Genomic DNA, 20,402 nt, shown 5'->3' on the forward strand with positions numbered 1-20,402 from the left:
TGCCCGCTCTTCGGTGCACAGGTCAGAGCGTAACCCCATGGGAAATGCCCTGCTGCGCCGCCCGGTATCGTCCGGGGGTCATACCCGTCCAGTGGCGGAACGCGCGGTGGAAGACGGCAGGGGCACTGAAGCCCAAAGCATCGGATATCTCCTCCAGTGAGCTGTCGTTGCGCACAAGGTGGAGGATGGCCAGATCCCTGCGCAACTCATCCTTGATGCCCTGGAACGACAGCCCTTCCTGCTGCAGCTTGCGCATCAATGTCCGCGAGGACATGTGCAGCCGGCTGGAAACATCGTCCAGCGTCCGTCCGAGATCCACATGCAGCAGCTCACGCACCTTCAGCCGGAGGGCGTGCTGGTGGTAGGAGGTGAAAATCCAGTCGCGCGGCGCCCGCTCCAGGAAGCTGCGCGCGTCGGACGCGCTGCGTTTCGGCCGGACCTTTGCGAGTTCGGCGTGAAAGGTGATCTGAGAGAGGGGTCCGCAGAAATCGATCGGGGCCGGAAACAGGATCGAATAGTCGGCTGCAAATGATGGGCGTGGAAAAGCGAAGGCCACACTGCGCACCGGGACCTCTCGGCCGGCGAGCCATGACACGATGCCGTGCGTCAGCTTCAGCATCAGTGCGTGCCCGAATCGGTTCCCCCCCGCTTTGGAAGACCGCGGGACAAGTTCCAAGCGCAAGGAGGCGTCTGCCTTCGTGAGACTCAGCCTGTAGTCGTCCAGCAGCAGGTTCCAGACCTGCGTGAAGCGATACAGCGCTACCTCGATGCTTGGCGCGTCCATGACCGCTCGGACGATGTACTTCAAAGCGCCGGTCCGTATGGGCCGGCTCCACAGTCCCATCATTTCATCGCCGGTGGCAGCGGCGCTTCGTCGGTACAGCCCGACCAGTTGATCGTGCGTCAGACGCGAGCCGGGGTGGCTGATGAATGCCTTCACGATGCCGGCCTGCTGCAGGCAGCGATCCAGGGCCTGGTCCGAGCACAGCGAGCGCAGGCTGCGCAGCAGGTCCTCCACCAGATCGCATGAGACCGTGGCCGCCGCGACGGCATTTGGGCTCGCAGGAAGTCCTCTTGGCGGCCTGACGAGATTGTCAGTTTTTGCAAATTTCACGGCGCTATTGGCAATTGAGCCCAGCATCCCCGGTAAGTAATCTACGGGCATGGAAAAGGTAAAGGCCCCTCAATAGTATCGGCTGCGAGGTTCGACCGCGATTCCGGCGGTCTCTCTGCACTTCGCGCCCAGGCCAGGCTCAGTGCGCAAGAATTGGCAACATTGGCATAGATCCTCGGCCTTGAACGGATGGTCCGCTTCAGTGCGGGCCATGCCGTCACCGCAGCGGCGAGGCGGCCGATGCCTGCCGGACCGAGCATATCGACCTGCCCGCCGCAGACCACCATGTTCATGACCCACTGCAAGGAGAACTTCATGTCCGAGCCCATTCTGCTGACCTCCGAACAAGACAACATCGGCATCGTCACGCTCAACATGGCGCACAAGCGCAACGCGCTCAATGAGGAAGCGATCGCCGCCATCGACGCCTATTTCTCAGCGGTGCCCAGCCACATCCGGGCCATCCTCCTGACGGCCAAGGGCGATCACTTCTGTGCCGGCCTGGACCTCAAGGAACATCACGACAAGGCACGCAGCGGCGTCGAGTTCATGCGCGTCTGCCAGGGCTGGCACCGCGCGTTCGACAAGATCCAGCATGGCGGCATTCCCGTGGTCGCCTGCCTGCAGGGAGCGGTCGTGGGCGGCGGGCTGGAACTGGCCAGCGCAGCCCACGTGCGCGTTGCCGACAGCCGCACCTTCTTCGCACTGCCCGAGGGCACCCGAGGCATCTTCACGGGCGGCGGCGCCACGGTGCGCACTGCGCGGATCATCTCCGCCCCTCGCATGGTGGAGATGATGCTCACCGGACGGGTCCTCGATGCGCGGGAGGGCCGCGAACTGGGTTTGGCCCACTACGTATGCGACATCGCGAAAGGCGACACGCCCGCACCCGAGTTCGCCCTGACCCTCGCAAAGAAGATCGCGGGCAATGCGCCCCTTTCAAACTACGCCATCGTCAGCGCCATCAGCCGCATCGCCGACATGTCGGCCACGGACGGGCTGTTCACCGAGGGGCTGGTGATGGCCATGATCCAGCAGGGTGACGATGTGCAGGAGCGCCTGGGCGATTTCGTGAACAAGAAGGCGCACAAGGTCCAACTGAATGCTTGATCTTCAAGACGCGCGCTACCGGCCTCGGCCAGCGATGCGCGACCGCGTCATGGCTGGGCTCAGGTCACTTGCAAGGACCCCCTGGCGCCCATCAGCAACTCCACCACATCGGGTGCGTTGATGACGCTAAAACGCGGGTCCATCTGCGCGGCGGTCATACCGTTGTGGATCATGCACGAGCCGCAGATGGCAATGCGACCTCCATTTTCCAAGAATTTCTCCAGCAGATCGGCAACGGGTTCGAAAGGCTTGCCGATGTCCAATCCAGCGGCCGCGCCGGGTTGTCCCAGTTCCACGGCTTCCACCATCAGGATGATGGTCGCCGTATGTCCCTTGAGCAGCGCGTTGAGCGCCATGATGAAGGTCACGGTCACCTTGTTGGGATTGCTTCTTCCGTCAAAAATGGTCGCAACGAAGTCGGTGGTCTGCATGGCTAGGTCCTTGTGATAAACAGCGACTGTGGGGATGCGAGTTGGAGGGTGCAAAGCTCTGGCACCGGATGCAGGCGGTCCGCGGCGCCGCACGACGGACCGGGCCCAGGCTACGGGGCGCTGGCCGGCGCGCCCGGAATGCTGGACAGCGCCGCGAACTCGTTGAAGGCGGCCACCGCGTTCGATGCGTACATCGCCGACGGACCCCCTCCCATATAGATGGCCACGCCCAGGGCCTCATGGACCTCCGCAGCCGTCGCGCCGAGCTTGACCAATGCCTTGGCATGAAAGCCGATGCAGCCATCGCACCGCGCGGCCACGCCGATCGCCAACGCGATCAGCTCTTTCGTCTTGGCGTCGAGTGCGCCGTCGGCGATCGCTGCCTTGCCCATCTCACCAAAACTCTTCATGACCTGCGGCACTCCCTTGTGCAGGGGCGCCAGGTGAGCCACCACGTCCTGCGTCAGTTGCCGGTAACTTGTCGTCATCGCGAACTCCTCATGGTTTTGGAACATCGAATATGAAACCGGGTTGACCCGCACGCTCGACCGGACCCAGACGGCTTCATGGCGCAGCGGCCGCCGCCGACTGCCGGCGGTTGCGCCAAGCCAGCCAACCCAGCAGGGCCAGCACGAGCGCGATGAGGGGCAGCATCAGGCCGTTGATGGTTTCCCAGCCCGAGGTGTTCAGCAGCCGGCCCGACCCGAACGAGGCGACGGCCACGGTGCCGAACACCAGGAAATCGTTGAGTGCCTGCACCTTGGCGCGCTCGGGCGCGGTGTAGCAGTCGGTCACCAGCGCCGTGGCGCCGATGAAGCCGAAATTCCAGCCCACGCCCAGCAGGATCAGCGAGCCCCAGAAGTGCAGAAGTTCGAGGCCGGCCAGGGCCAGCAGGCCAGAGGTGCCGATCAACACCAGTCCGCACGCCGTGATGGCGGTCTTGCCGAAACGCGCGATCAGGTGGCCGGTGAAGAAGCTCGGCGCAAACATGGCGAGCACGTGCCACTGGATGCCCAGCGCCGCCTCGCCCACGGTGTGGCCGCAACCCACCATGGCCATCGGCGCGGCCGTCATGATGAAAGCCATCAGGCCGTAGGACACGATGCCCGCCGTGACGGCCACGACGAAGCCTGGACTGCGCGCGATCACTGCCAGCGGGCGCGCCGCGCCCACGACGGCGGACGCCTGGGGCGGCGGCATGCGCAGCATCAGCAGCAGCGGCAAGGCCAGCAGCGCCAGGCCCGCCTGCCCGAGGAAGCTGCCAGCGAACGGCGCCATGGGCCAGGCGTCGCGCGTCCAGATGACGACCTGCGGGCCGATGACCGCGGCGATCAGGCCGCCGATCATGATGCGCGAGATGACGGTGGCGCGCTGCGGCGGCGGCACCGCATCGCTGGCCGCGAAGCGGTAGCTCTGCACGCACGCGCCGTAGAAGCCAGCCATCGCCGTGCCCACGCAGAAGGTCTCGAAACTGCCCCACAGGACGCCCAATGCGGCGATGAGCCCGGACACCGAACCCAGCAGCGCCCCCAACGCATAGGCCGCGCGCCGGCCCAGACGACGCATCAGCAGGGCCGCAGGGATGGTCGACAGCGCCAGCCCCAGGTTGTAGAGGCTGACCGGCAGTGTGGCCAGCGAAGGGTTGCTGGCCAGCATCTGACCCACGATGCCGCCCAGCGAAATGATGATGGGTGGCGCGGCGCCGCCCAGCGATTGGGCGGCCATCAGCAGGCCCACATTGCGGCGGGCATCTGTCGCAGCGGGCGGTGGCAGCGAAGCAGGTGGCGTCATGAACGAATCAGGAATGAGGTGTCAGGCGAACCCACGCCGCAGCATGAGAACACCGGCAGGAAGACCTGCCGCACTTCCTGCCTTCGAGGAAGTGCCTTGATATTTTATTAGCTTATGCTAAATTAGATACATGTTAAATACAAGCTGCCATGATGGTTGACAAGAAAGACCAGTCGTTTCTACAGGACGGCGCGGCCAAGGCTGCGGCCATGCTGCGGACGGTCGGCAATGAGCATCGCCTGCTCGTTCTCTGCCTGCTGATCGAGCATGGCGAGATGACCGTCGGTGCCCTGCACGAAAACGTGGCGCTGAGCCAGTCCGCCTTGTCCCAGCACCTGGCCAAGATGCGCGAGGAAGGCCTGGTGACCTATCGGCGAGAGTCGCAGACCCTGCACTACCGTATCGACAACCCCGACGTGGCCAAGCTCATCGCCACGCTCAAGGCCATCTTCTGTCCCTGATCCACCCTCGGAGGCCATTGCCATGTCCCTGAAATCCATCTCGCCCCAAGCTGCCAGCGAACTCATGAACCAGGGTGCCGTTCTGGTGGACATCCGTGCGGCGGACGAACATGCCCGTGAGCGCATCGCGCAGGCACGCCATGTGCCGATGGACCGCTTGCGAAGCGGCGGCCTGCCGCTCGACGGCGCTTCGGCAATCATCTTCCACTGCCGCTCGGGCAACCGGACGCGGGTGAACGCCCCGACGCTGGGGGCATGCACGGCCTGCGAGGCCTACGTGCTTGAAGGCGGGCTGGACGCCTGGAAGAAGGCCGGCCTGCCCGTCGTGGCGGACGCCTCTCAACCCCTGGAGCTGCAACGGCAGGTGCAGATTGTTGCGGGGTCCTTGATCGTGCTGGGTGCCGTGCTGGGCGCCACGATTTCGCCATGGTTCCATGTGCTTTCGGGCTTCGTGGGCGCGGGGCTGGTCTTCGCCGGTGTCTCGGGGTTCTGTGGGCTCGCGCGCGTGCTGATGCGCATGCCCTGGAACCGCCGCGCGCTGGCCGGCTGAGTCTACGGGTGGGGAAGCGATTTCTTCACTCGGCCGCCGGTCGGCAAGAACATGCGACGGCAAGTTTTTAATTTTGAGTTAATTCGACCCGGACACCATCTGGCATGTGAGAACGACCCACAAACATCCGATCAAGGGAGCTTGGGCGACAACAGACGGGTCATACATTCAGCGAGGCAAAGACACCGTGAAGATCGAACCCTTCTTTGACGAGGACACCAGCACCTTCAGCTACATCGTGCTGGACACGAAAAGCGGTCAGTGCGCCATCATCGACAGCGTGCTCGGCTACGATCCTAAATCCGGCCGCACCTCGCGCGCCGGCGCGGACCGCATGGCCGAGCGCGTGCGGGAACTGGGGGCGAGCGTCCAGTGGATTCTGGAGACGCATGTGCACGCAGATCACCTGAGCGCCGCGCCGTATCTCCATTCGTGCCTGGGCGGCCGAACCGGCATTGGGGCGAACATCCGTACCGTACAGCAGGTGTTCGGCCAGCTCTTCAACGCCGAGCCGGCCTTCGCGCGTGACGGCCGGCAGTTTGATCGTCTGTTCGACGACGGCGAGACCTTCATGCTCGGCACGCTGCAGGTGCGGGCCATGCATACCCCCGGCCATACGCCCGCTTGCATGACCTATCTGGTCCAGGACAACGCCACACCTGAAGCGCCTGCCGCAGCCTTCGTGGGCGACACGCTGTTCATGCCCGACTATGGCACGGCGCGTTGCGACTTTCCGGGTGGCGACGCGCGCACACTGTTCCGCTCGATCGGCCGCGTGCTGTCGCTGCCGCCGGAGACCGTGCTCTACATGTGCCACGACTACCGCCCCGGGGGGCGCGAGCTTCAATGGAAGACCACCGTGGCCGAGGAGCGTGCGCACAACATCCATGTGCGTGACGGCATCAGCGAGGATGACTTCGCGGCCACGCGCGAGCAGCGCGACGCCACGCTGGCGATGCCCGTGCTTCTGCTGCCCTCCGTGCAGGTGAACATGCGGGCCGGCGAGTTGCCGCCTGCCGAATCCAACGGCGTCCACTACCTCAAGATTCCCATCGATGCCCTCTGAGAGCGGCACCGACCGGCTGAAAGGACAATTTCCGGGCAGGAGACCCTCATGGACATCAAAGCCTTGGACCAGGGACTGGCCGTCAGCGGCCAGATCGCTGCCACCGACCTGCAGGCCATCGCCGAGGCTGGCTACCGCTCGGTGATCTGCAATCGGCCCGATGGAGAAGCGGGCGATCAGCCCGGCTTCAGCGAAATCGAGCAGGCCGCCCAGTCACTGGGTATGGCGGCGACCTACCTGCCCGTCGAGTCCGGCAAAGTGACCGACCAGCAGGCCCAGGCCTTCGGGACGCTGATGACGCAACTGCCCGGCCCGGTGTTCGCCTACTGCCGCACCGGCACGCGCTCGGCCACGCTGTGGGCGCTGAGCCAGGCGCAGCGTCAGCCGTTGGCCTCCATCCTCGAAGCCGCGCGCGGTGCCGGCTACGACCTGTCCGGCGTGGCCCGGCGCATCGCCAACGGCGGGCGCACACCCACCGAAGTCGTGGACGCCACGCATGACATCGTGATCGTCGGCGCGGGCGCGGCGGGCATCGCGGTGGCGTCCAGCCTGCTCGCGCGCAAGCCGGACGCGGACATCGCCGTCATCGACCCGGCGGATGTGCACTACTACCAGCCGGGGTGGACGATGGTGGGCGCGGGCATCTTTCCGCCTGCGCACACGGCGCGCACGATGGCGAGCGTGCTTCCGCGCGGCGTCAAGTGGATCAAGATGGCCGTCGCCGCGTTCGAGCCCGAGCGCGACGCCCTCGTGCTCGATGGCTGCCGCGTCGTCAAGTACCAGCAGCTCGTGGTCTGCCCGGGCCTGAAACTCGACTGGAACGGCATCGAGGGCCTACCTGAAACACTGGGCCGCAACGGCGTCACCTCCAACTACCGCTACGACCTCGCGCCCTACACCTGGGAACTGGTGCAGAACCTCAAGAGCGGCCAGGCCCTGTTCACGCAGCCGCCCATGCCCATCAAATGCGCGGGTGCGCCGCAGAAGGCGATGTACCTCTCGGCCGATCACTGGAAGCGGCAGGGCGTGCTCAAGAACATCCACATCGAGTTCTGCAACGCGGGAGGCGTGCTCTTCGGCGTGCCGGACTACGTGCCCGCGCTCATGGAGTACGTGAAGGCTTATGGCATCGATCTGCAATTCAGCAACCAGCTCGTGGCCGTCGATGGCGCAGCGCATGAAGCCACCTTCATCCGCACGAACGCCGACGGCACCAAGGAGCGCGTCACCCGTCCATTTGACCTGCTGCACGCCGTGCCGCCACAGAAGGCGCCGGACTTCATCCGAGTGAGCCCGCTGGCGGACGCTGCGGGCTGGGTGGACGTGGACCCGTCGAGCCTGCGCCACAAGAAGTACGCCAACGTCTTCGCACTCGGCGACTGCACCAACACCACCAATGCCAAGACTGCTGCGGCCGCACGCAAGCAGGCGCCGGTGGTCGCGCACAACCTGCTCGCCGCCCGGAGCGGGTCCACGCGCCTGGCCAGCTATGACGGCTATGGCTCCTGCCCGCTCACTGTCGAGCGCGGCAAGATCGTGCTGGCGGAATTTGCCTACGGCGGCAAGCTGGCGCCTTCGTTTCCGAAATGGTTCATCGACGGCAAGCGGCCGTCATCGCTGGCGTGGCTGCTGAAGGAACGCATCCTGCCGCCGGTCTATTGGGACGGCATGCTCAAGGGCCGCGAATGGCTCGCGCATCCTGTCCTCTCGGACGGGTGAGCCGCCGCATGCGTCATCGCCGGGACATGGGAAACCGACGCTCATAGTGCGGGCGAAAGGAGGAGCGGCATTCGGCCCTCCGAGCCTCAACAGCGGCTATCCCTGCCAGGGGAGACTGTCCTTCGGGATGCGGGTGGTTATAACGGATACGTGCGTCCACTGTGATTTCCTGGCACTAGGCGAACAAGCGATCGTCCCGCCCCCTGCCGATGCTGACCCCAGGCGCAGCGCCGGTGTCTGCCGCGAGGCGGCCGAGACCTTCGCGTCACGACGATTCGAATATCCGGGCCGACTGTATTTGGATCTCGCCATCCAGACAGTCCACGGTCAAAGAGCGCGGGGCACCTCGAAAAACACTCTTAACTTTCGCTTAATCGAGGCTGACCATCATTCCCGTGATTCACATGCGACATTCATAAAAACAATGCTGAGGCAAGCCCTGATGGAACACTATCGCCAACACCAGTGGTTGGCATCGGAACCAATTCGGATGGTTGCGCGCCATTTCTGGAGCGCCCATGAATGAAAGCCTAGGGTTTCTCCTTGCTCTGAGCTTTATCGTCTCGCTGGCGGCTCTGGGCGCGTTGATCTGGTCCATCGTGACGCGCCAGATCCATGCGGGAAAGAAGGAGGCTTCGACCATATTTCTGGAGGGCGAGGCCGGCTCCCCGGATGATCCATCTTCATTCGATGAAGGGGCGGCCGAGCATCGATTCGACGCCTTGCGTGCCGGCGTCGACGCCCCGGGTCGGAACGTCGTACTGGTCCTGTCCATCGCTTCCTTCCTGTTCCTGATCGTTGGCTCGCTGTTCGGGATGATCGCCTCGCTGAAGTTGCACTGGCCCGACTGGCTGGCGAGTCAGGCGTTCACCACCTTCGGGCGCGCGCGCACCGTCCATCTGAATCTGGTCGCGTACGGCTGGCTGTCCACAGGGGGCATAGCGGTCGCGCTCTGGATCATCCCTCGCATGTTTCATACGCCCCTGCGAAGGCCCGCAATGGCGATGGTGGGCGCGGTGCTGTGGGCCCTCGGCGTGGCGGCCGGTGCCATTGCCATTGCCAATGGATGGAGCGACGGCCTGGAGTGGCTCGAAATCCCATGGCAGATCGACATCGTCCTGGCCCTCGGCGGCTTCTTCATCGCATGGTCCGCCATCGCGACGACCCGAAAACGCAACGTTCACCACATCTACGTCAGCGGCTGGTACTACCTCGCGGGACTGGCATGGTTCCCCATTCTGTTCTTCATCGCGAATATCCCGGGCCTGCATTCAGGCGTGCAGCAAGCCACCACCAACTGGTGGTTCGCGCATAACGTGCTTGGCCTCTGGCTGACACCGCTGGGGCTGGGTGCTGCCTATTACCTGATTCCCAAGATCATCGGCAAGCCGATCTATTCGTATAGCGTTTCGCTGCTGGGCTTCTGGGGCCTTGCCTTGTTCTACAGCCAGGTGGGTATTCATCACCTGATCGGTGGGCCCGTGCCGACGTGGGTGGTCACGCTGTCGATCGTGCACAGCGTCATGATGTTCATTCCTGTCATCGCGGTGGCGATCAATCAGCACGTGACGGTCGCGCAGAATTTCTGGGCGTTCAAGGAGTCCATGGCGCTGCGCTTCGTGTCCACGGGCGCATTGATGTACACGGCCGCATCCTTCCAGGGATCGCTGGAGGCTGTACGGGCCATCAACTCGATCACCCACTTCACGCACTACACGGTGGGGCATGCGCACCTGGGAGCTTACGCATTCGTCTCCATCGTGCTGTTCGGCGCCTTCTACTATCTCTTGCCCTACCTGACGGGCAAGAACTGGCCCTGTCCGCGACTCATCGCCATCCACTATTGGCTGACGGTCCTGGGTTTTCTGATCTATTTCCTGTCATTGACCATCGGCGGTTTCCTGCAAGGCATGTCGCTGCTCGATCCACAGACCAGTTTCGCTGACATCACCCGCAACATCGTGCCGTATCTCGAAGGTCGATCGGTGGGCGGCGGCATGATGACGCTGGGACACTTCGTCTTTGCCTTCCATGCGATGGCCCTACTCTGGTCGAAACGGCGAGGTGACGCATGAACCGGCTGATTCCATTGTTCGTCGGCGCTGTCGGAATCTTGGTGTTCGCGACCGTCATGCTCGTGGTGCTCCCCGGCCTGCAGGTCCGTACGGTCCAGGCACCTGCGCAGTTGCAGAACTACACGATCGAACAGCTAAGAGGCCGTGCGCAGTACGTGGCCAATGGCTGTGTCTACTGTCACAGCCAGCAGCCTCGTTCGAGTGGCCAGACGCTGGCGGATCAGGCCCGGGGCTGGGGAAGGCCGTCCACGCCGGGCGACTACGCCTACGACGCTCCCCAACTGCTCGGGACGATGCGCACCGGCCCCGATTTGCTGAATGTCGGGGTGCGCCTGCCGAGCCGGGACTGGCAATTGACCCACCTGTACCAGCCCAGGGCCATCTTCGACTGGAGCATCATGCCTTCGTACCCCTTCCTCTTCGAGGTCAAGGAGAAGGCCGCGCCCGGCGAGGTCGTGGTCAAGTTGCCGCAGGAGTACCGTCCCGCGGACGGGAAAGTGGTGGTGGCCCGACAGGAGGCGCTCGACCTGGTCGCGTACCTGTTGAGCCTGGACCGTTCCTACCCCGTCAGCGCCAAAGAGGCGACATTGCGTGATCGTGGCTACGATCCGAAAACTCAGAAGGGCCCGCGTCAATGAGGGGCGAGATGAAATCCGAGCTGAGCGGCAAGGGGCGTCGTGTTCAAGACGTAGACCCGACATTCGACCCCTGGGAGCAATCGCGTCCCATTCCCTTGTTTGTGCTGGCCATCTTCCTGGCGCTGGCGATCTGGGGCGCTTTGAGCTACATCGCCGACCTGGCGCCGAATCGCGGGGCGGCGATTGGCGGGACCGTTGCGCCGAAGCAGCAGGCGCCCGCAGTTCCCGATGACGCGCCGGTGCTCGTCTTTCAGGGCAACGACATCGTCTGGGCCTGCGCGTCATGTCACGGCGACCACGGTGCTGGCGCGGGGCTGACGCCCGCGCTGGCCGGCCTGTCCGAAGCCTACATCGCGAAGCAACTCCACGACTTCGCTACCGGAAGCCGCCCCAACGAGTCCATGCGGTACGTGGCCAGTGCAATGAGCGCCGAGGAGATCGGGCAAGTCTCGGCCTATTACGCTGCGCTGCCGCACGTTGCCGGGCCGCCCGTCGATCTGGGCGGAGACGCGGCGCGTGGAGAGGCACTGAGCCGAACGGGCGACTGGAAAAAGGATATCCCGGCGTGCGTGACCTGTCATGGCCAGCAGGGTGAGGGTGTCGGCGGCCATTTCCCTGCGCTGGCGGGTCAGCAGCCCGAGTACATCTTCCACCAGTTGGTCTCATGGAAAGGCGGCCATCGCCACAATTCGCCGCAATCCTTGATGGATGACATCGCGTCGCGCATGTCGGACCAAGACATGCGCGATGTGGCTCAGTATTTCGGATCTTTGCGTCCGGGCAGCAAAGGAGGCAATCATGACGAACAACGGTGATCGCCGCTCTGCGCACACGGGGACACTCCGGCGTGCCGGTTATGCTGCGGCGCTGGGTCTCCTGCTGTTTTCGGCAGGTTACGGCGTCTACGAGAGCGGCGTGATGGGGTATCTGTACAGCGCGATCAGCGGCAAAACGGTCACGATTCCTTCGGCCGCGCCCTATTCGAGAGCAGATATGGAAGCTGCTCGCAAGGCCTACGCAAAAGACGCCAAGGCGTCTCCGCCCGGTATGCCCGTCGGTGCGGACGGCTACTACCTCCCGCCTGCGGAGGATGACATTCCGAAAGGACCCTATGGCGATGCCATCCGGCGAGGAATGAAAATCTTCACCGACACTGGCGCCATGGTCAAAGACCACGTGGGCAATTCGCTGGCCTGCGCGAACTGCCACCTCGACTCGGGACGGCGAGAGAATGCCGCACCGATGTGGGCGGCCTATGCGTCCTACCCCGCTTTTCGCAGCAAGACCGGGACCATCAGCACGCTCGAAGACCGGATCATGGGCTGTTTCACCTATTCGATGAACGCCCAGGCGTCGTCCTCCGGGAAACCGCCGCCCGCTGGCAGCGATGTGTACCGCGATCTCATGACCTATATGGCCTGGATGGCCGATGGGCTGCCCGCCGGCAACAAGCCGCGCGGAGCGCTCTATCCCAAGGTGCCGAAACCAAAGGACGACTACGACGTGGGCCGAGGTCTGGCGGTCTATCAACAAAATTGCGCACTGTGCCATGGTCCTGATGGACAGGGCACGCGGGAGGAAAACGGCAAGATGAGATTTCCCCCGCTTTGGGGACCCGAGTCGTACAACTGGGGCGCCGGCATGGCCCGCATCGATACTGCAGCGGGCTTTATCTGGGCGAACATGCCGCTTGGAAAGCCATACAGTCTGACAGAACAGGAGGCCTGGGACGTGGCGGCATTCATCAACAGCCACGAACGCCCCAAGGACACACGCCAGACCGGAACCGTGGCTGAGGCGCTGGAGAAATACCACGAAGGTGAGCAAAGCTACTACGGGAAGGTCGTGGGCGGAAAACTGCTTGGGGTTGGAACGGATGCCAAGAGCGGACCGTAGTTCCGGTGGGGATTTCGACTATGAGCAGGCCCGTGTGGCGGGCCGGATGGTGTTTTTCGTAGACGGGCTTTGGTGCGTGAGCTGTGCGATGGCCTTGCAGCGCGTCCTGCAGCGTGTGCCCGGCGTGGTCTCGGCGACGGTGAATTTCACCTCCGGTTCGGCGCTGGTGACCTGGGTCCCGGAGTCGATCGACTTCCCCTTGCTGCTGCGAAAGGCCGAGGGTCTGGGCTACGCACTGTCCCCGTTGAAAGGCAGCGACGAGCTGGAAGCGGCCCTGCAGCGGCAGGCCAGGAAGATCCGCTTGCAGTTGACCGTCGCGGTCGTCTTCGGGATGTGGAGCATGCTGGGCTCATGGGTGCTTTACCTGAACGCCGACGAGGCGGCGGCGCTCGTCATCGCCTGGGCCAGCGTCGTAGCAAGCCTTCCCGTCGTCGGATATTCGGCGTGGGATTTCTACCGCGCCGCCGCCCGTTCGCTGCGCGCCGGGATCGCAGGGATGGACGTCTTTGCCTCTGTTGCTGTCCTTGGCTCCCTCTTTGTGTCGGTCGGGTCCCTGGCCATGGGGTCCGTGGCGATTTACACCGACGCCGCCACCATGTTGATCACTTTTCTGCTGATCGGAAGATTGATCGAAATCCATGCCCGGCAGGAGAGCGGACTTGCCGTACAAGCATTGCGCAGCCTTGCGCCGGAAACCGCGACGAAGCTGACTTCTGCCGGCGGCGAAAAGGCCGAGAGCACCGTCCTGCTGGCAGAGCTCGCGCCCGGTGATACCGTTTTGATACGCGCCAACGAGCGCATCGCGGTCGATGGCATCGTCGTAGCGGGACAGTCGGCCGTCGATCTCTCGCTGCTGCAAGGCGAGTCCGCGCCTCGCAGCGTTCAGCCTGGCGAACGGGTCTTCGCCGGGTCCGTGAACCTGCGCGGACCTCTGACGGTCCACGTGACCGCCGGTGCGGGGGACCGACGATTGGACGTGCTCGGCCTGCGCATGCTTGAGCTGTTTGGCGCTCGTTCGTCGTTGTCCGAGACGGCCGAGCGCTTCGTCCGGATACTGCTCCCGGTCGTGGTGACGGCATCTCTGCTCGCCTTCGTCCATTACCTGTGGAACGGCTCAAGCGCAGACCAGGCGTTGCTCGGTGCGCTGAGCCTTCTGGTCGCAGCCTGCCCTTGCGCGGTCGGTCTGGCGATGCCGCTGGCCTACGCCTTTACCTGCCGCGAGGCCGCGCGGCGCGGCGTCCTCCTGAGAGACTCCGCGAGCGTCGAAGCGCTCGCCAGGGCAAGGATCATGGCGTTCGACAAGACCGGCACATTGACGTGCGGTCAGATGCGTATCGTCAGCATCCAGACGCGGCACGGGGGGGCCGAACAGGACCTCATCGACCTTGCGGCAAGGGCCGAGGCCGGCGTCGCGCACCCCATTGCACACGCGGTGGTCCTCGCGGCCCGGCAGTCTGGAATGAGCAGCGCGTGCGAGCCCGACGGATGCCAGGTGACGGCGTGCGCGAAAGGCGTGACGATGCATGTCCCCGGCGGCGAGACCGTGTGGGTGGGTGAAAGGCATTGGCTGCTCGCCGCGGGAGTCGAGGGCATGCCGCCGGAAGATGGCCTGCCAGGGCTGGTACACGTAGCCAATGGCCGGGATTGGCTCGGCTCCTTGCGTCTGCAGGATGCCCCTCGCGACGACGCCCGTTCGTCACTGCAGCGGTTACGTGCGCAGGGATTGAAACTCTGGTTGCTGACCGGGGATTCCAGCGCAGCGTCCGAACGCCTGACGGCTGACCTGGGCATAGACTTCGACCGGGTCGAGGCCGATTGCTCTCCGGAAGAAAAAGCCGACATCGTGGCAAAGAGCCCAGCGCCTGTCGCATTCGTGGGCGACGGCGCCAACGATGGCCTGGTCCTGGCCCAGGCAGCCTGCGGAATCGCCATCCCAGGATCGAGTTCCGTGGCTGTTTCCGCAGCCGGGGTGGTGATCGCGCACGGCAGCGTGGGCGCTGTCGTCGAGACCCGTGAGTTGGCTCGCAAGTTTGATCGCATCGTCCGGCAGAATCTCGCATTTTCCGTCGTGTACAACCTCGCCGTGATTGTCGTGCTGTTCGAAGCAGGCGTGACGCCCTTTGCCGCCGCGCTCGCCATGCTGGCCAGCAGCGCGTCGGTGCTCCTGAACACCTGCAGGCTGCTGCAGGGCCGCGTCGTCTGTGACAAGTCGATGCAGGCCAAGCCGGCTGCGTCCTGAAAGGAGCACTGGAATGCTCAGGCTGTGAGCAGGCTTGCGCGGTGGCGAAATGCCGCGACCTTGGCGTTTGCCGGTAGCGCACATGCGTTGACGTTCGCCCCGGATCCGTTGCCCCAGTGGTCGCTGCCCATCGTTCAAATCCTCGCGCTGGCGGTGCTGGCACGCGCCAGCTTTGCCGCCGAGCGCGGCCGGCAGGCATTCCTTCGCGGATGGGCGTTCGGCTTCGTCAATTTTGCGGTCGGCTTGTACTGGCTGTTCATCAGCATCCATGACTACGGTGGTTTGTCCGCGCCACTGGCCGGTGCGAGCGTCGTGGCGCTGTCTGCCTTTCTCGCGCTGTTTCCCGCTCTTGCCTGCGCGATCAGCAAGTGGCTGCAGTCTCGCACTCGGCGGGGAGCAGCGCTGTCACAAGTGCTGGTCTGGTCAGCTGTCTGGGCCGCCTCGGAATGGCTGCGCGGCGTGCTGTTCTCGGGCTTTCCGTGGCTGAACATTGGCTACGCCCATGTGGACAGCCCCTTGGTCGGCTGGGCGCCGTTGCTGGGCGTGCATGGCGTCGCGCTGCTCGCGGCGTGCGCCTCGGGGACCGTGGCGTTCCTGTCGCGTCCGGCCGCGGCTTCCATGCGCTCGAACGTGTCTTTGCTGGCGACGGTGCTGATCCTGATCGCCACGGGATGGACACTTACTCGCCTCGATTGGTCGACGGCCGAAGGCGAGCCGCTGCATCTGAGGCTAGTGCAGGGAAACATCGATCAATCGCAGAAGTTCGACCCGACCCTGCTTGAAGACGGCATCGCCAGTCACTTGCGGCTGGCCGCACAGCCACCGGGCCCCGGAGAGCCGCATCCGGACCTGATCGTCTTGCCAGAGACCGTCGTGCCCGTATTCCAAGACCAGCTCGACCCGATGATTTGGAAAACCTGGCTCGACGTAGCGGCGAACCAGCGCAGCACGATCGCGATGGGCGTCCCTTTGCACAGCATGGCGGCCGACGGCAGTTCGCGCTACACCAACAGCGCCATCGGCTTCGACTCCGGCACGCCGTTGCAGCAGCTTGTCGACGCCTCCGTGCCGCTACGCTACGACAAGCACCACCTCGTGCCCTGGGGCGAATATGTACCGGCTGGGTTCGAGTGGTTCACGCGGATGCTGAAAATGCCGCTGGGTGACTTCGATCGTGGAGCCCCGGTCCAGAGACCATTCTCGGTGAATGATCAGCATTTGGCGTTCAACATTTGCTACGAGGATGTTTTCGGTTCCGAGCTGCTCCCGTCGCTCCTGCCGACCCCAGGCGCAGGACCCGGCGCGAGCGTGCTCGTGAACTTGAGCAACCTCGCTTGGTTCGGCCAGACCTGGGCGCTTCGCCAGCATCTGCAGATCGGGCGGTTGCGCAGCATCGAGACCGCTCGGCCTATGGTGACCTCCACGAATACAGGCATCACGGCCTCGATCGATCCGAAAGGACGGGTCGTTGCCGCTCTGCCGCCACATCGGCCGGGCGTGTTGTCCGCGACCGTACAAGGCATGAGCGGCCTGACGCCGTATGTTCGCTATGGCGACCAGCCGGTCCTGTTGCTGGTAGGGATAGTATTGGCTGCTCTCGTACGGCGCCCGACCCCACGGTAGTCGCAAGAGCGGCAGCCGCACGAGCACCGCCATGCGCCTGATCCCTGGCGGATGCCTACTCCGAAGTCAGGCGCTGGATCGAACGAAGGCGAACCACATCAGCACGCCTGCGTCCATTGGCTGTGACCGCGCTATCCCTGGCAGGGTCCGAACCTACGGTTTTGAATCCAAGCCACGCCCTGCAGGCCTAGCTTGACCTTTTTTGGGTGCGGGGTCGGTGGGCACGAGAAATTTCGCAACCAGGCCTCCGCCTTCCCGGGGTTCGAGATTCAGGGCCCCACCAAATCTCTCTGCAATGGCCCGAACGATCGAAATGCCCAGGCCCGCCCCGTCCTTGCTCTTTCGGCCCTGATCACCGCGCCAGAAACGTTGGCCAATTTGGCATGCCTGCTCGGCAGTCAGCCCGGGGCCACGGTCCGACACGCTAATCACACACTGCTGTGCATTCGGATCCAGGAACACGCCCACCTCGATGGCCGTATCTCGCGGCGAATAGCGCATCGCGTTGTCAACCAGATTGCGAACCGCCGTTTCCAGCATCGACTTGGGCACCGGGGTTCCGATGTCCTCGCCGCTGACGTTCAACGACAAGCGCTCTTTTTCTGCGGCCTTCCACTGTTCCAGCACGCCGCCGACGGAAGCGACCACCGAAGTGCAACCATCCGCCTTGTCGGCAGACGTCTCGGCGCGGGCCAGTATCATCATCTGGTCCAAGGTGCGCCTCAGCCGCTTCACGCCTTCCTCTGCACTGGAAAGAGAGGACGCCACCTCGTCGCCTTCACTGATCCGGGCCACCTGCAGGTGCGTATCGATCACGGTCAACGGCGTGCGCAGCTCGTGCGCCGCGGCGTCGGTGAATGCCCGTTGGCTGGCGAGTGTCCGTGCCAGGCGCTTGAGAAGCCCATTCATTGCGTCCAGAACCGGGCGCAGTTCCGAGGGTGAATGGTTGACGGCGATCGGGGACGTGTCGTCCGCGTGTTTGTCGCGCAATTGCTGCGACAGAGCCTCCAGGGGGGCGAGCCCCCGTCCGATGCCGATCCAAAGGGCAGCCAGGCCGCCCAGGAAGGCAATCAAGAAGGGCACGCCAGCCACGCTTAGCAATTCGTTGATCAGCATATCCCGCTGATCCACGCGATCCGCCGTCGTGATCTGGTAGCCATTGGCACGAAGAACGTAGACCCTCCACTGATGTCCCAAAACGTCCCGCGTGCTGAAGCCGGCCGGCAGTGACTCGAACTCCGAGTGAGGTCCGGTGGTCGTTCGTGCCAGGATCTCTCCCTGCAAAGACCGGATTTCGCATGCGATGCCCTCCTTGCCGCTGACGCGCACCGCCTCGGTGAAGTCGTTGGACGCTGCATTCGGAGCCAGCGCGGCGCGTTCAAGAAGCCCCGACACCATGCGTGCCGACATGGCAAGACGACCGTCGAGGGTCCGGTCGAGATTGGAATGAACGCCGCGCATCATCCAGCCGGCGGCAGCGCCCCACAGAACCAACAGCGAAATGCCGGCGATCAGAACGGCGCGCAGCCGCAGGCTCATGATGCAAGCCTCCAGCCCAGCCGATAGCCGAGCCCACGGACCGTCTCGATGGCTTCGGCGCCGAGCTTGCGGCGGATGTTGTGGATATGCACATTCAGCGCGTTGCTGCCGATCTCTTCCCCGAGGCCGTACAAGCGCTCGTTGAGCATGTCGGGCGGGACCCACCGGCCATCGGCGTTGGCGAGATGGGCCAGCAGATCGACCTCGCGGCGCGACAAGGAGACGGGCTCGCCCTGGAACCAGGCCAGCCCGCTCTCCGGCTCCAGCCGCAGGGGACCGGCCGAGATGACCTGGGCCGCACGGCCTTGCGTGCGTCTGACCAGCGCATGCAACCGGGCTGCGAGTTCACGCAGGTCGAACGGTTTGATCATGTAGTCGTCGGCACCTTCATGCAGCCCTTTGAGCCTGTGTTCGATGGCGTCCCGCGCCGTGAGGATCAGGACGGGCAATTGAGGTTCGACGGCCCGCATGCTGGCCAGCAACTCCATGCCGTCCCGGTCAGGCAGCCCGAGATCGAGCACCAGGGCATGGAAGGTGTCTTCCGCATGCGTGGCTTCGGCTTCTTCTGCGGTGCCGACGTGATGCACCGCGATGCCGTGCTTGTGCAGACCGGCCACGATCCCCCGTCCGATCAGTTTGTCGTCTTCCACCAACAGTATTCGCATGGCGCCTACCAACCTGAATTTGCTTGTTTGACACGCTCATGTTAGGCCAGAAATGACAGCAAGGTAGGACGCAAGTTCCCGCTAATTCTCAGTTAATCGGGAGAAGACATGATTTTGAAGATTGCCCCTTGAGGGCGCACCTTCCAGGGATGCCCATGTGCATGAACTATGACCCGGCCCATGCTTGAAGCTCTCGATCTCGCGGGCGTTCGCGGGGAGCGCCGCCTGTTTGACCATTTGACTTTCCGGATCGTGCCGGGCGAGTGCCTGTCGGTGCACGGCGAGAACGGCAGCGGGAAGACCACGCTATTGCGAACGCTTGCAGGGTTCGCTACGCCTGCTGCTGGCAGAGTCTTGTGGAAAGGAAAGCCGCTGCGCAACCAGTGGAGTGAATACCAACGCGAACTGGTTTACAACGGCCATGGCATTGGACTCAAAGAAGACCTGAATGCCTTGGACAACCTGCTTGCCGCGGCCGCCATCGCTGGTGAGCCGGTCACCACGGAATGCGTGGAATCAGCGTTGGACGAAGTTGGCTTGGCCGAGCACAGGCACTTGCCGTTCCGGATGTTGTCACAAGGCCAAAAGCGTCGTGCAAGCCTGGCTCGATTGCTCCTCTACAGGAGGAAGTTGTGGATTCTCGATGAGCCCTCCACAGCGCTGGACCAATTCGGTGCGCGATGGCTTGGTGAACTGATCCATCGGCACCAGTCACGCGGCGGCATGGTCGTTCTGACGAGTCACCAGGAGCTGGCCTTGAAAACTTCTCAGACCGTCCGGATGGGGGCATGAGCCGGCCCCTCGTTGCCAATCCGGTATTTGTCGTGATGCGCCGGGACTTGAAGCTCGCCTTGCTCCGAAGGTCAGACGCGCTGATACCTCTTTGCTTCTTTGTCGTGGTCGTCAGTCTGTTTCCATTGGGTATCGGCCCCGAGCGCGAAATGCTCCGACGGATCGCTCCGGGCGTCCTGTGGGTATCGGCGTTGCTGGCCAGCATGCTTTCGCTCAATCGCCTGTTCGAGCAGGATCACGCCGATGGCACGCTGGAGCAGATGATGCTGTCGCCAGCGCCGTTGGCCATGTTGGTCGTCGGCAAGATCGCGGCGCATTGGCTGTTGTCCGGTTTGCCCTTGGCCTTGCTTGCGCCCGCGCTGGCATTGCAGTTCGACCTGCCTGCCTTGTCCCTCTGGATTTTGACCGCATCGCTCGTTATCGGTACGCCGGTGCTCAGCCTCATCGGCGCCGTCGGCGCGGGGCTGACGCTGGGCGTACGCGCAGGGGGTGTCCTCGTTGCTGTGCTGGTGCTGCCGCTCTACATCCCGGTGCTGATCTTCGGTGCCGGCGCGGTCGATGCGTCGATCATCGGTCAGGGAGCGTCGGCCAACCTCTCTTTGCTCGCCGCCGTGTTCGTCTTGGCGGCGTTCTTCACGCCATTCGCAGCGAGTGCATCGCTGCGCATCGCACTGGAGTACTGAGGAGCGAAGC

The 20,402-nt window shown here is 64.0% G+C and carries 19 protein-coding genes; 13 read left to right on the plus strand and 6 right to left on the minus strand.

All coding sequences use genetic code 11. The features are described 5' to 3' along the window. Positions 1–22 precede the first annotated feature (22 nt). Positions 23–1,165, minus strand: coding sequence for an AraC family transcriptional regulator (locus tag K5H97_RS17890; RefSeq protein ID WP_023120494.1), 1,143 nt, complete (start codon positions 1,163–1,165; stop codon positions 23–25). Positions 1,166–1,429: 264 nt separating this feature from the next. On the opposite strand from K5H97_RS17890, the gene K5H97_RS17895 reads away from it, so the two are divergent. Next, complete coding sequence (locus K5H97_RS17895) at positions 1,430–2,224, plus strand: crotonase/enoyl-CoA hydratase family protein (protein ID WP_004350627.1); 795 nt, start codon at positions 1,430–1,432, stop codon at positions 2,222–2,224. Between the two features lie 59 nt (positions 2,225–2,283). Here the strand turns inward: K5H97_RS17895 and K5H97_RS17900 are convergent, their stop codons facing one another. The 3 genes from K5H97_RS17900 to K5H97_RS17910 form a co-directional block, all read right to left on the minus strand. Then, positions 2,284–2,655 (minus strand): DsrE family protein, encoded by a 372-nt coding sequence (locus K5H97_RS17900; RefSeq protein ID WP_028692521.1) that lies wholly within the window; start codon positions 2,653–2,655, stop codon positions 2,284–2,286. 110 nt (positions 2,656–2,765) lie between these two features. After that, entirely contained in the window at positions 2,766–3,143 is a 378-nt protein-coding gene (locus K5H97_RS17905; protein WP_004350630.1) for a carboxymuconolactone decarboxylase family protein, read from the minus strand. Between the two features lie 76 nt (positions 3,144–3,219). Then, positions 3,220–4,446: an MFS transporter gene (locus K5H97_RS17910; RefSeq protein ID WP_004350634.1), complete on the minus strand. Its 1,227-nt coding sequence runs from the start codon at positions 4,444–4,446 to the stop codon at positions 3,220–3,222. A 149-nt stretch (positions 4,447–4,595) separates the two neighbouring features. Between K5H97_RS17910 and K5H97_RS17915 the strand changes: the two genes are divergently transcribed. The 10 genes from K5H97_RS17915 to lnt all read left to right on the plus strand — a co-directional run bounded on the left by K5H97_RS17915 (position 4,596) and on the right by lnt (position 16,713). Continuing rightward, positions 4,596–4,907: an ArsR/SmtB family transcription factor gene (locus K5H97_RS17915; protein WP_003149789.1), complete on the plus strand. Its 312-nt coding sequence runs from the start codon at positions 4,596–4,598 to the stop codon at positions 4,905–4,907. 22 nt (positions 4,908–4,929) lie between these two features. Further along, entirely contained in the window at positions 4,930–5,457 is a 528-nt protein-coding gene (locus K5H97_RS17920; RefSeq protein WP_004350638.1) for a rhodanese family protein, read from the plus strand. Between the two features lie 187 nt (positions 5,458–5,644). Continuing rightward, complete coding sequence (locus K5H97_RS17925) at positions 5,645–6,523, plus strand: MBL fold metallo-hydrolase (protein WP_003149790.1); 879 nt, start codon at positions 5,645–5,647, stop codon at positions 6,521–6,523. Between the two features lie 48 nt (positions 6,524–6,571). Continuing rightward, positions 6,572–8,242: a bifunctional protein tyrosine phosphatase family protein/NAD(P)/FAD-dependent oxidoreductase gene (locus K5H97_RS17930; protein WP_004350643.1), complete on the plus strand. Its 1,671-nt coding sequence runs from the start codon at positions 6,572–6,574 to the stop codon at positions 8,240–8,242. A gap of 518 nt (positions 8,243–8,760) precedes the next feature. After that, on the plus strand, positions 8,761–10,317 hold the full coding sequence (locus K5H97_RS17935) for a cbb3-type cytochrome c oxidase subunit I (protein WP_003149798.1): 1,557 nt from the start codon (positions 8,761–8,763) through the stop codon (positions 10,315–10,317). Beyond that, on the plus strand, positions 10,314–10,955 hold the full coding sequence (locus tag K5H97_RS17940; protein ID WP_003149800.1) for a cbb3-type cytochrome c oxidase subunit II: 642 nt from the start codon (positions 10,314–10,316) through the stop codon (positions 10,953–10,955). Before K5H97_RS17935 ends, K5H97_RS17940 begins: the two co-directional genes overlap by 4 nt. A gap of 8 nt (positions 10,956–10,963) precedes the next feature. Then, on the plus strand, positions 10,964–11,770 hold the full coding sequence (locus tag K5H97_RS17945) for a c-type cytochrome (protein WP_023120493.1): 807 nt from the start codon (positions 10,964–10,966) through the stop codon (positions 11,768–11,770). Further along, a complete protein-coding gene (locus K5H97_RS17950; RefSeq protein WP_004350647.1) occupies positions 11,754–12,851 on the plus strand; it encodes a c-type cytochrome in 1,098 nt (365 codons plus the stop codon). Before K5H97_RS17945 ends, K5H97_RS17950 begins: the two co-directional genes overlap by 17 nt. Continuing rightward, positions 12,832–15,090, plus strand: coding sequence for a heavy metal translocating P-type ATPase (locus tag K5H97_RS17955; RefSeq protein WP_011517003.1), 2,259 nt, complete (start codon positions 12,832–12,834; stop codon positions 15,088–15,090). The genes K5H97_RS17950 and K5H97_RS17955 overlap by 20 nt, the downstream gene beginning before the upstream one ends. Before the next feature lie 87 nt (positions 15,091–15,177). Further along, positions 15,178–16,713, plus strand: coding sequence for an apolipoprotein N-acyltransferase (lnt, locus tag K5H97_RS17960; RefSeq protein ID WP_023120491.1), 1,536 nt, complete (start codon positions 15,178–15,180; stop codon positions 16,711–16,713). A 153-nt stretch (positions 16,714–16,866) separates the two neighbouring features. On the opposite strand, the gene K5H97_RS17965 is transcribed toward lnt, so the two are convergent. After that, positions 16,867–18,252 (minus strand): ATP-binding protein, encoded by a 1,386-nt coding sequence (locus K5H97_RS17965; RefSeq protein ID WP_003149813.1) that lies wholly within the window; start codon positions 18,250–18,252, stop codon positions 16,867–16,869. Next, positions 18,249–18,917 carry a response regulator gene (locus K5H97_RS17970; RefSeq protein WP_003149815.1) on the minus strand — a complete coding sequence of 223 codons (669 nt, stop codon included), beginning with the start codon at positions 18,915–18,917 and terminating at the stop codon, positions 18,249–18,251. Before K5H97_RS17970 ends, K5H97_RS17965 begins: the two co-directional genes overlap by 4 nt. Before the next feature lie 180 nt (positions 18,918–19,097). Between K5H97_RS17970 and ccmA the strand changes: the two genes are divergently transcribed. Together ccmA and ccmB are read left to right on the plus strand one after the other, a co-directional pair. Beyond that, the gene (gene ccmA / locus K5H97_RS17975; protein ID WP_004350655.1) at positions 19,098–19,709 is read left to right on the plus strand and encodes a cytochrome c biogenesis heme-transporting ATPase CcmA; all 612 of its coding nucleotides are present in this window, start codon (positions 19,098–19,100) and stop codon (positions 19,707–19,709) included. Then, the gene (gene ccmB / locus K5H97_RS17980; RefSeq protein WP_003149819.1) at positions 19,706–20,392 is read left to right on the plus strand and encodes a heme exporter protein CcmB; all 687 of its coding nucleotides are present in this window, start codon (positions 19,706–19,708) and stop codon (positions 20,390–20,392) included. The genes ccmA and ccmB overlap by 4 nt, the downstream gene beginning before the upstream one ends. Positions 20,393–20,402: the final 10 nt, after the last annotated feature.

It is taken from the genome of Pseudomonas mosselii, from assembly GCF_019823065.1.
Lineage (GTDB): Bacteria > Pseudomonadota > Gammaproteobacteria > Pseudomonadales > Pseudomonadaceae > Aquipseudomonas > Aquipseudomonas mosselii.

Excerpts from the sequence above, each read along its gene's own strand:
- K5H97_RS17890 (WP_023120494.1), bottom strand. The coding sequence starts at position 1,165 with ATGCCCGTAGATTACTTACCGGGGATGCTGGGCTCAATTGCCAATAGC.
- K5H97_RS17895 (WP_004350627.1), top strand. The coding sequence starts at position 1,430 with ATGTCCGAGCCCATTCTGCTGACCTCCGAACAAGACAACATCGGCATC.
- K5H97_RS17900 (WP_028692521.1), bottom strand. The coding sequence starts at position 2,655 with ATGCAGACCACCGACTTCGTTGCGACCATTTTTGACGGAAGAAGCAAT.
- K5H97_RS17905 (WP_004350630.1), bottom strand. The coding sequence starts at position 3,143 with ATGACGACAAGTTACCGGCAACTGACGCAGGACGTGGTGGCTCACCTG.
- K5H97_RS17910 (WP_004350634.1), bottom strand. The coding sequence starts at position 4,446 with ATGACGCCACCTGCTTCGCTGCCACCGCCCGCTGCGACAGATGCCCGC.
- K5H97_RS17915 (WP_003149789.1), top strand. The coding sequence starts at position 4,596 with ATGATGGTTGACAAGAAAGACCAGTCGTTTCTACAGGACGGCGCGGCC.
- K5H97_RS17920 (WP_004350638.1), top strand. The coding sequence starts at position 4,930 with ATGTCCCTGAAATCCATCTCGCCCCAAGCTGCCAGCGAACTCATGAAC.
- K5H97_RS17930 (WP_004350643.1), top strand. The coding sequence starts at position 6,572 with ATGGACATCAAAGCCTTGGACCAGGGACTGGCCGTCAGCGGCCAGATC.
- K5H97_RS17935 (WP_003149798.1), top strand. The coding sequence starts at position 8,761 with ATGAATGAAAGCCTAGGGTTTCTCCTTGCTCTGAGCTTTATCGTCTCG.
- K5H97_RS17940 (WP_003149800.1), top strand. The coding sequence starts at position 10,314 with ATGAACCGGCTGATTCCATTGTTCGTCGGCGCTGTCGGAATCTTGGTG.
- K5H97_RS17945 (WP_023120493.1), top strand. The coding sequence starts at position 10,964 with ATGAAATCCGAGCTGAGCGGCAAGGGGCGTCGTGTTCAAGACGTAGAC.
- K5H97_RS17950 (WP_004350647.1), top strand. The coding sequence starts at position 11,754 with ATGACGAACAACGGTGATCGCCGCTCTGCGCACACGGGGACACTCCGG.
- K5H97_RS17955 (WP_011517003.1), top strand. The coding sequence starts at position 12,832 with ATGCCAAGAGCGGACCGTAGTTCCGGTGGGGATTTCGACTATGAGCAG.
- K5H97_RS17965 (WP_003149813.1), bottom strand. The coding sequence starts at position 18,252 with ATGAGCCTGCGGCTGCGCGCCGTTCTGATCGCCGGCATTTCGCTGTTG.
- K5H97_RS17970 (WP_003149815.1), bottom strand. The coding sequence starts at position 18,917 with ATGCGAATACTGTTGGTGGAAGACGACAAACTGATCGGACGGGGGATC.
- ccmA (WP_004350655.1), top strand. The coding sequence starts at position 19,098 with ATGCTTGAAGCTCTCGATCTCGCGGGCGTTCGCGGGGAGCGCCGCCTG.
- ccmB (WP_003149819.1), top strand. The coding sequence starts at position 19,706 with ATGAGCCGGCCCCTCGTTGCCAATCCGGTATTTGTCGTGATGCGCCGG.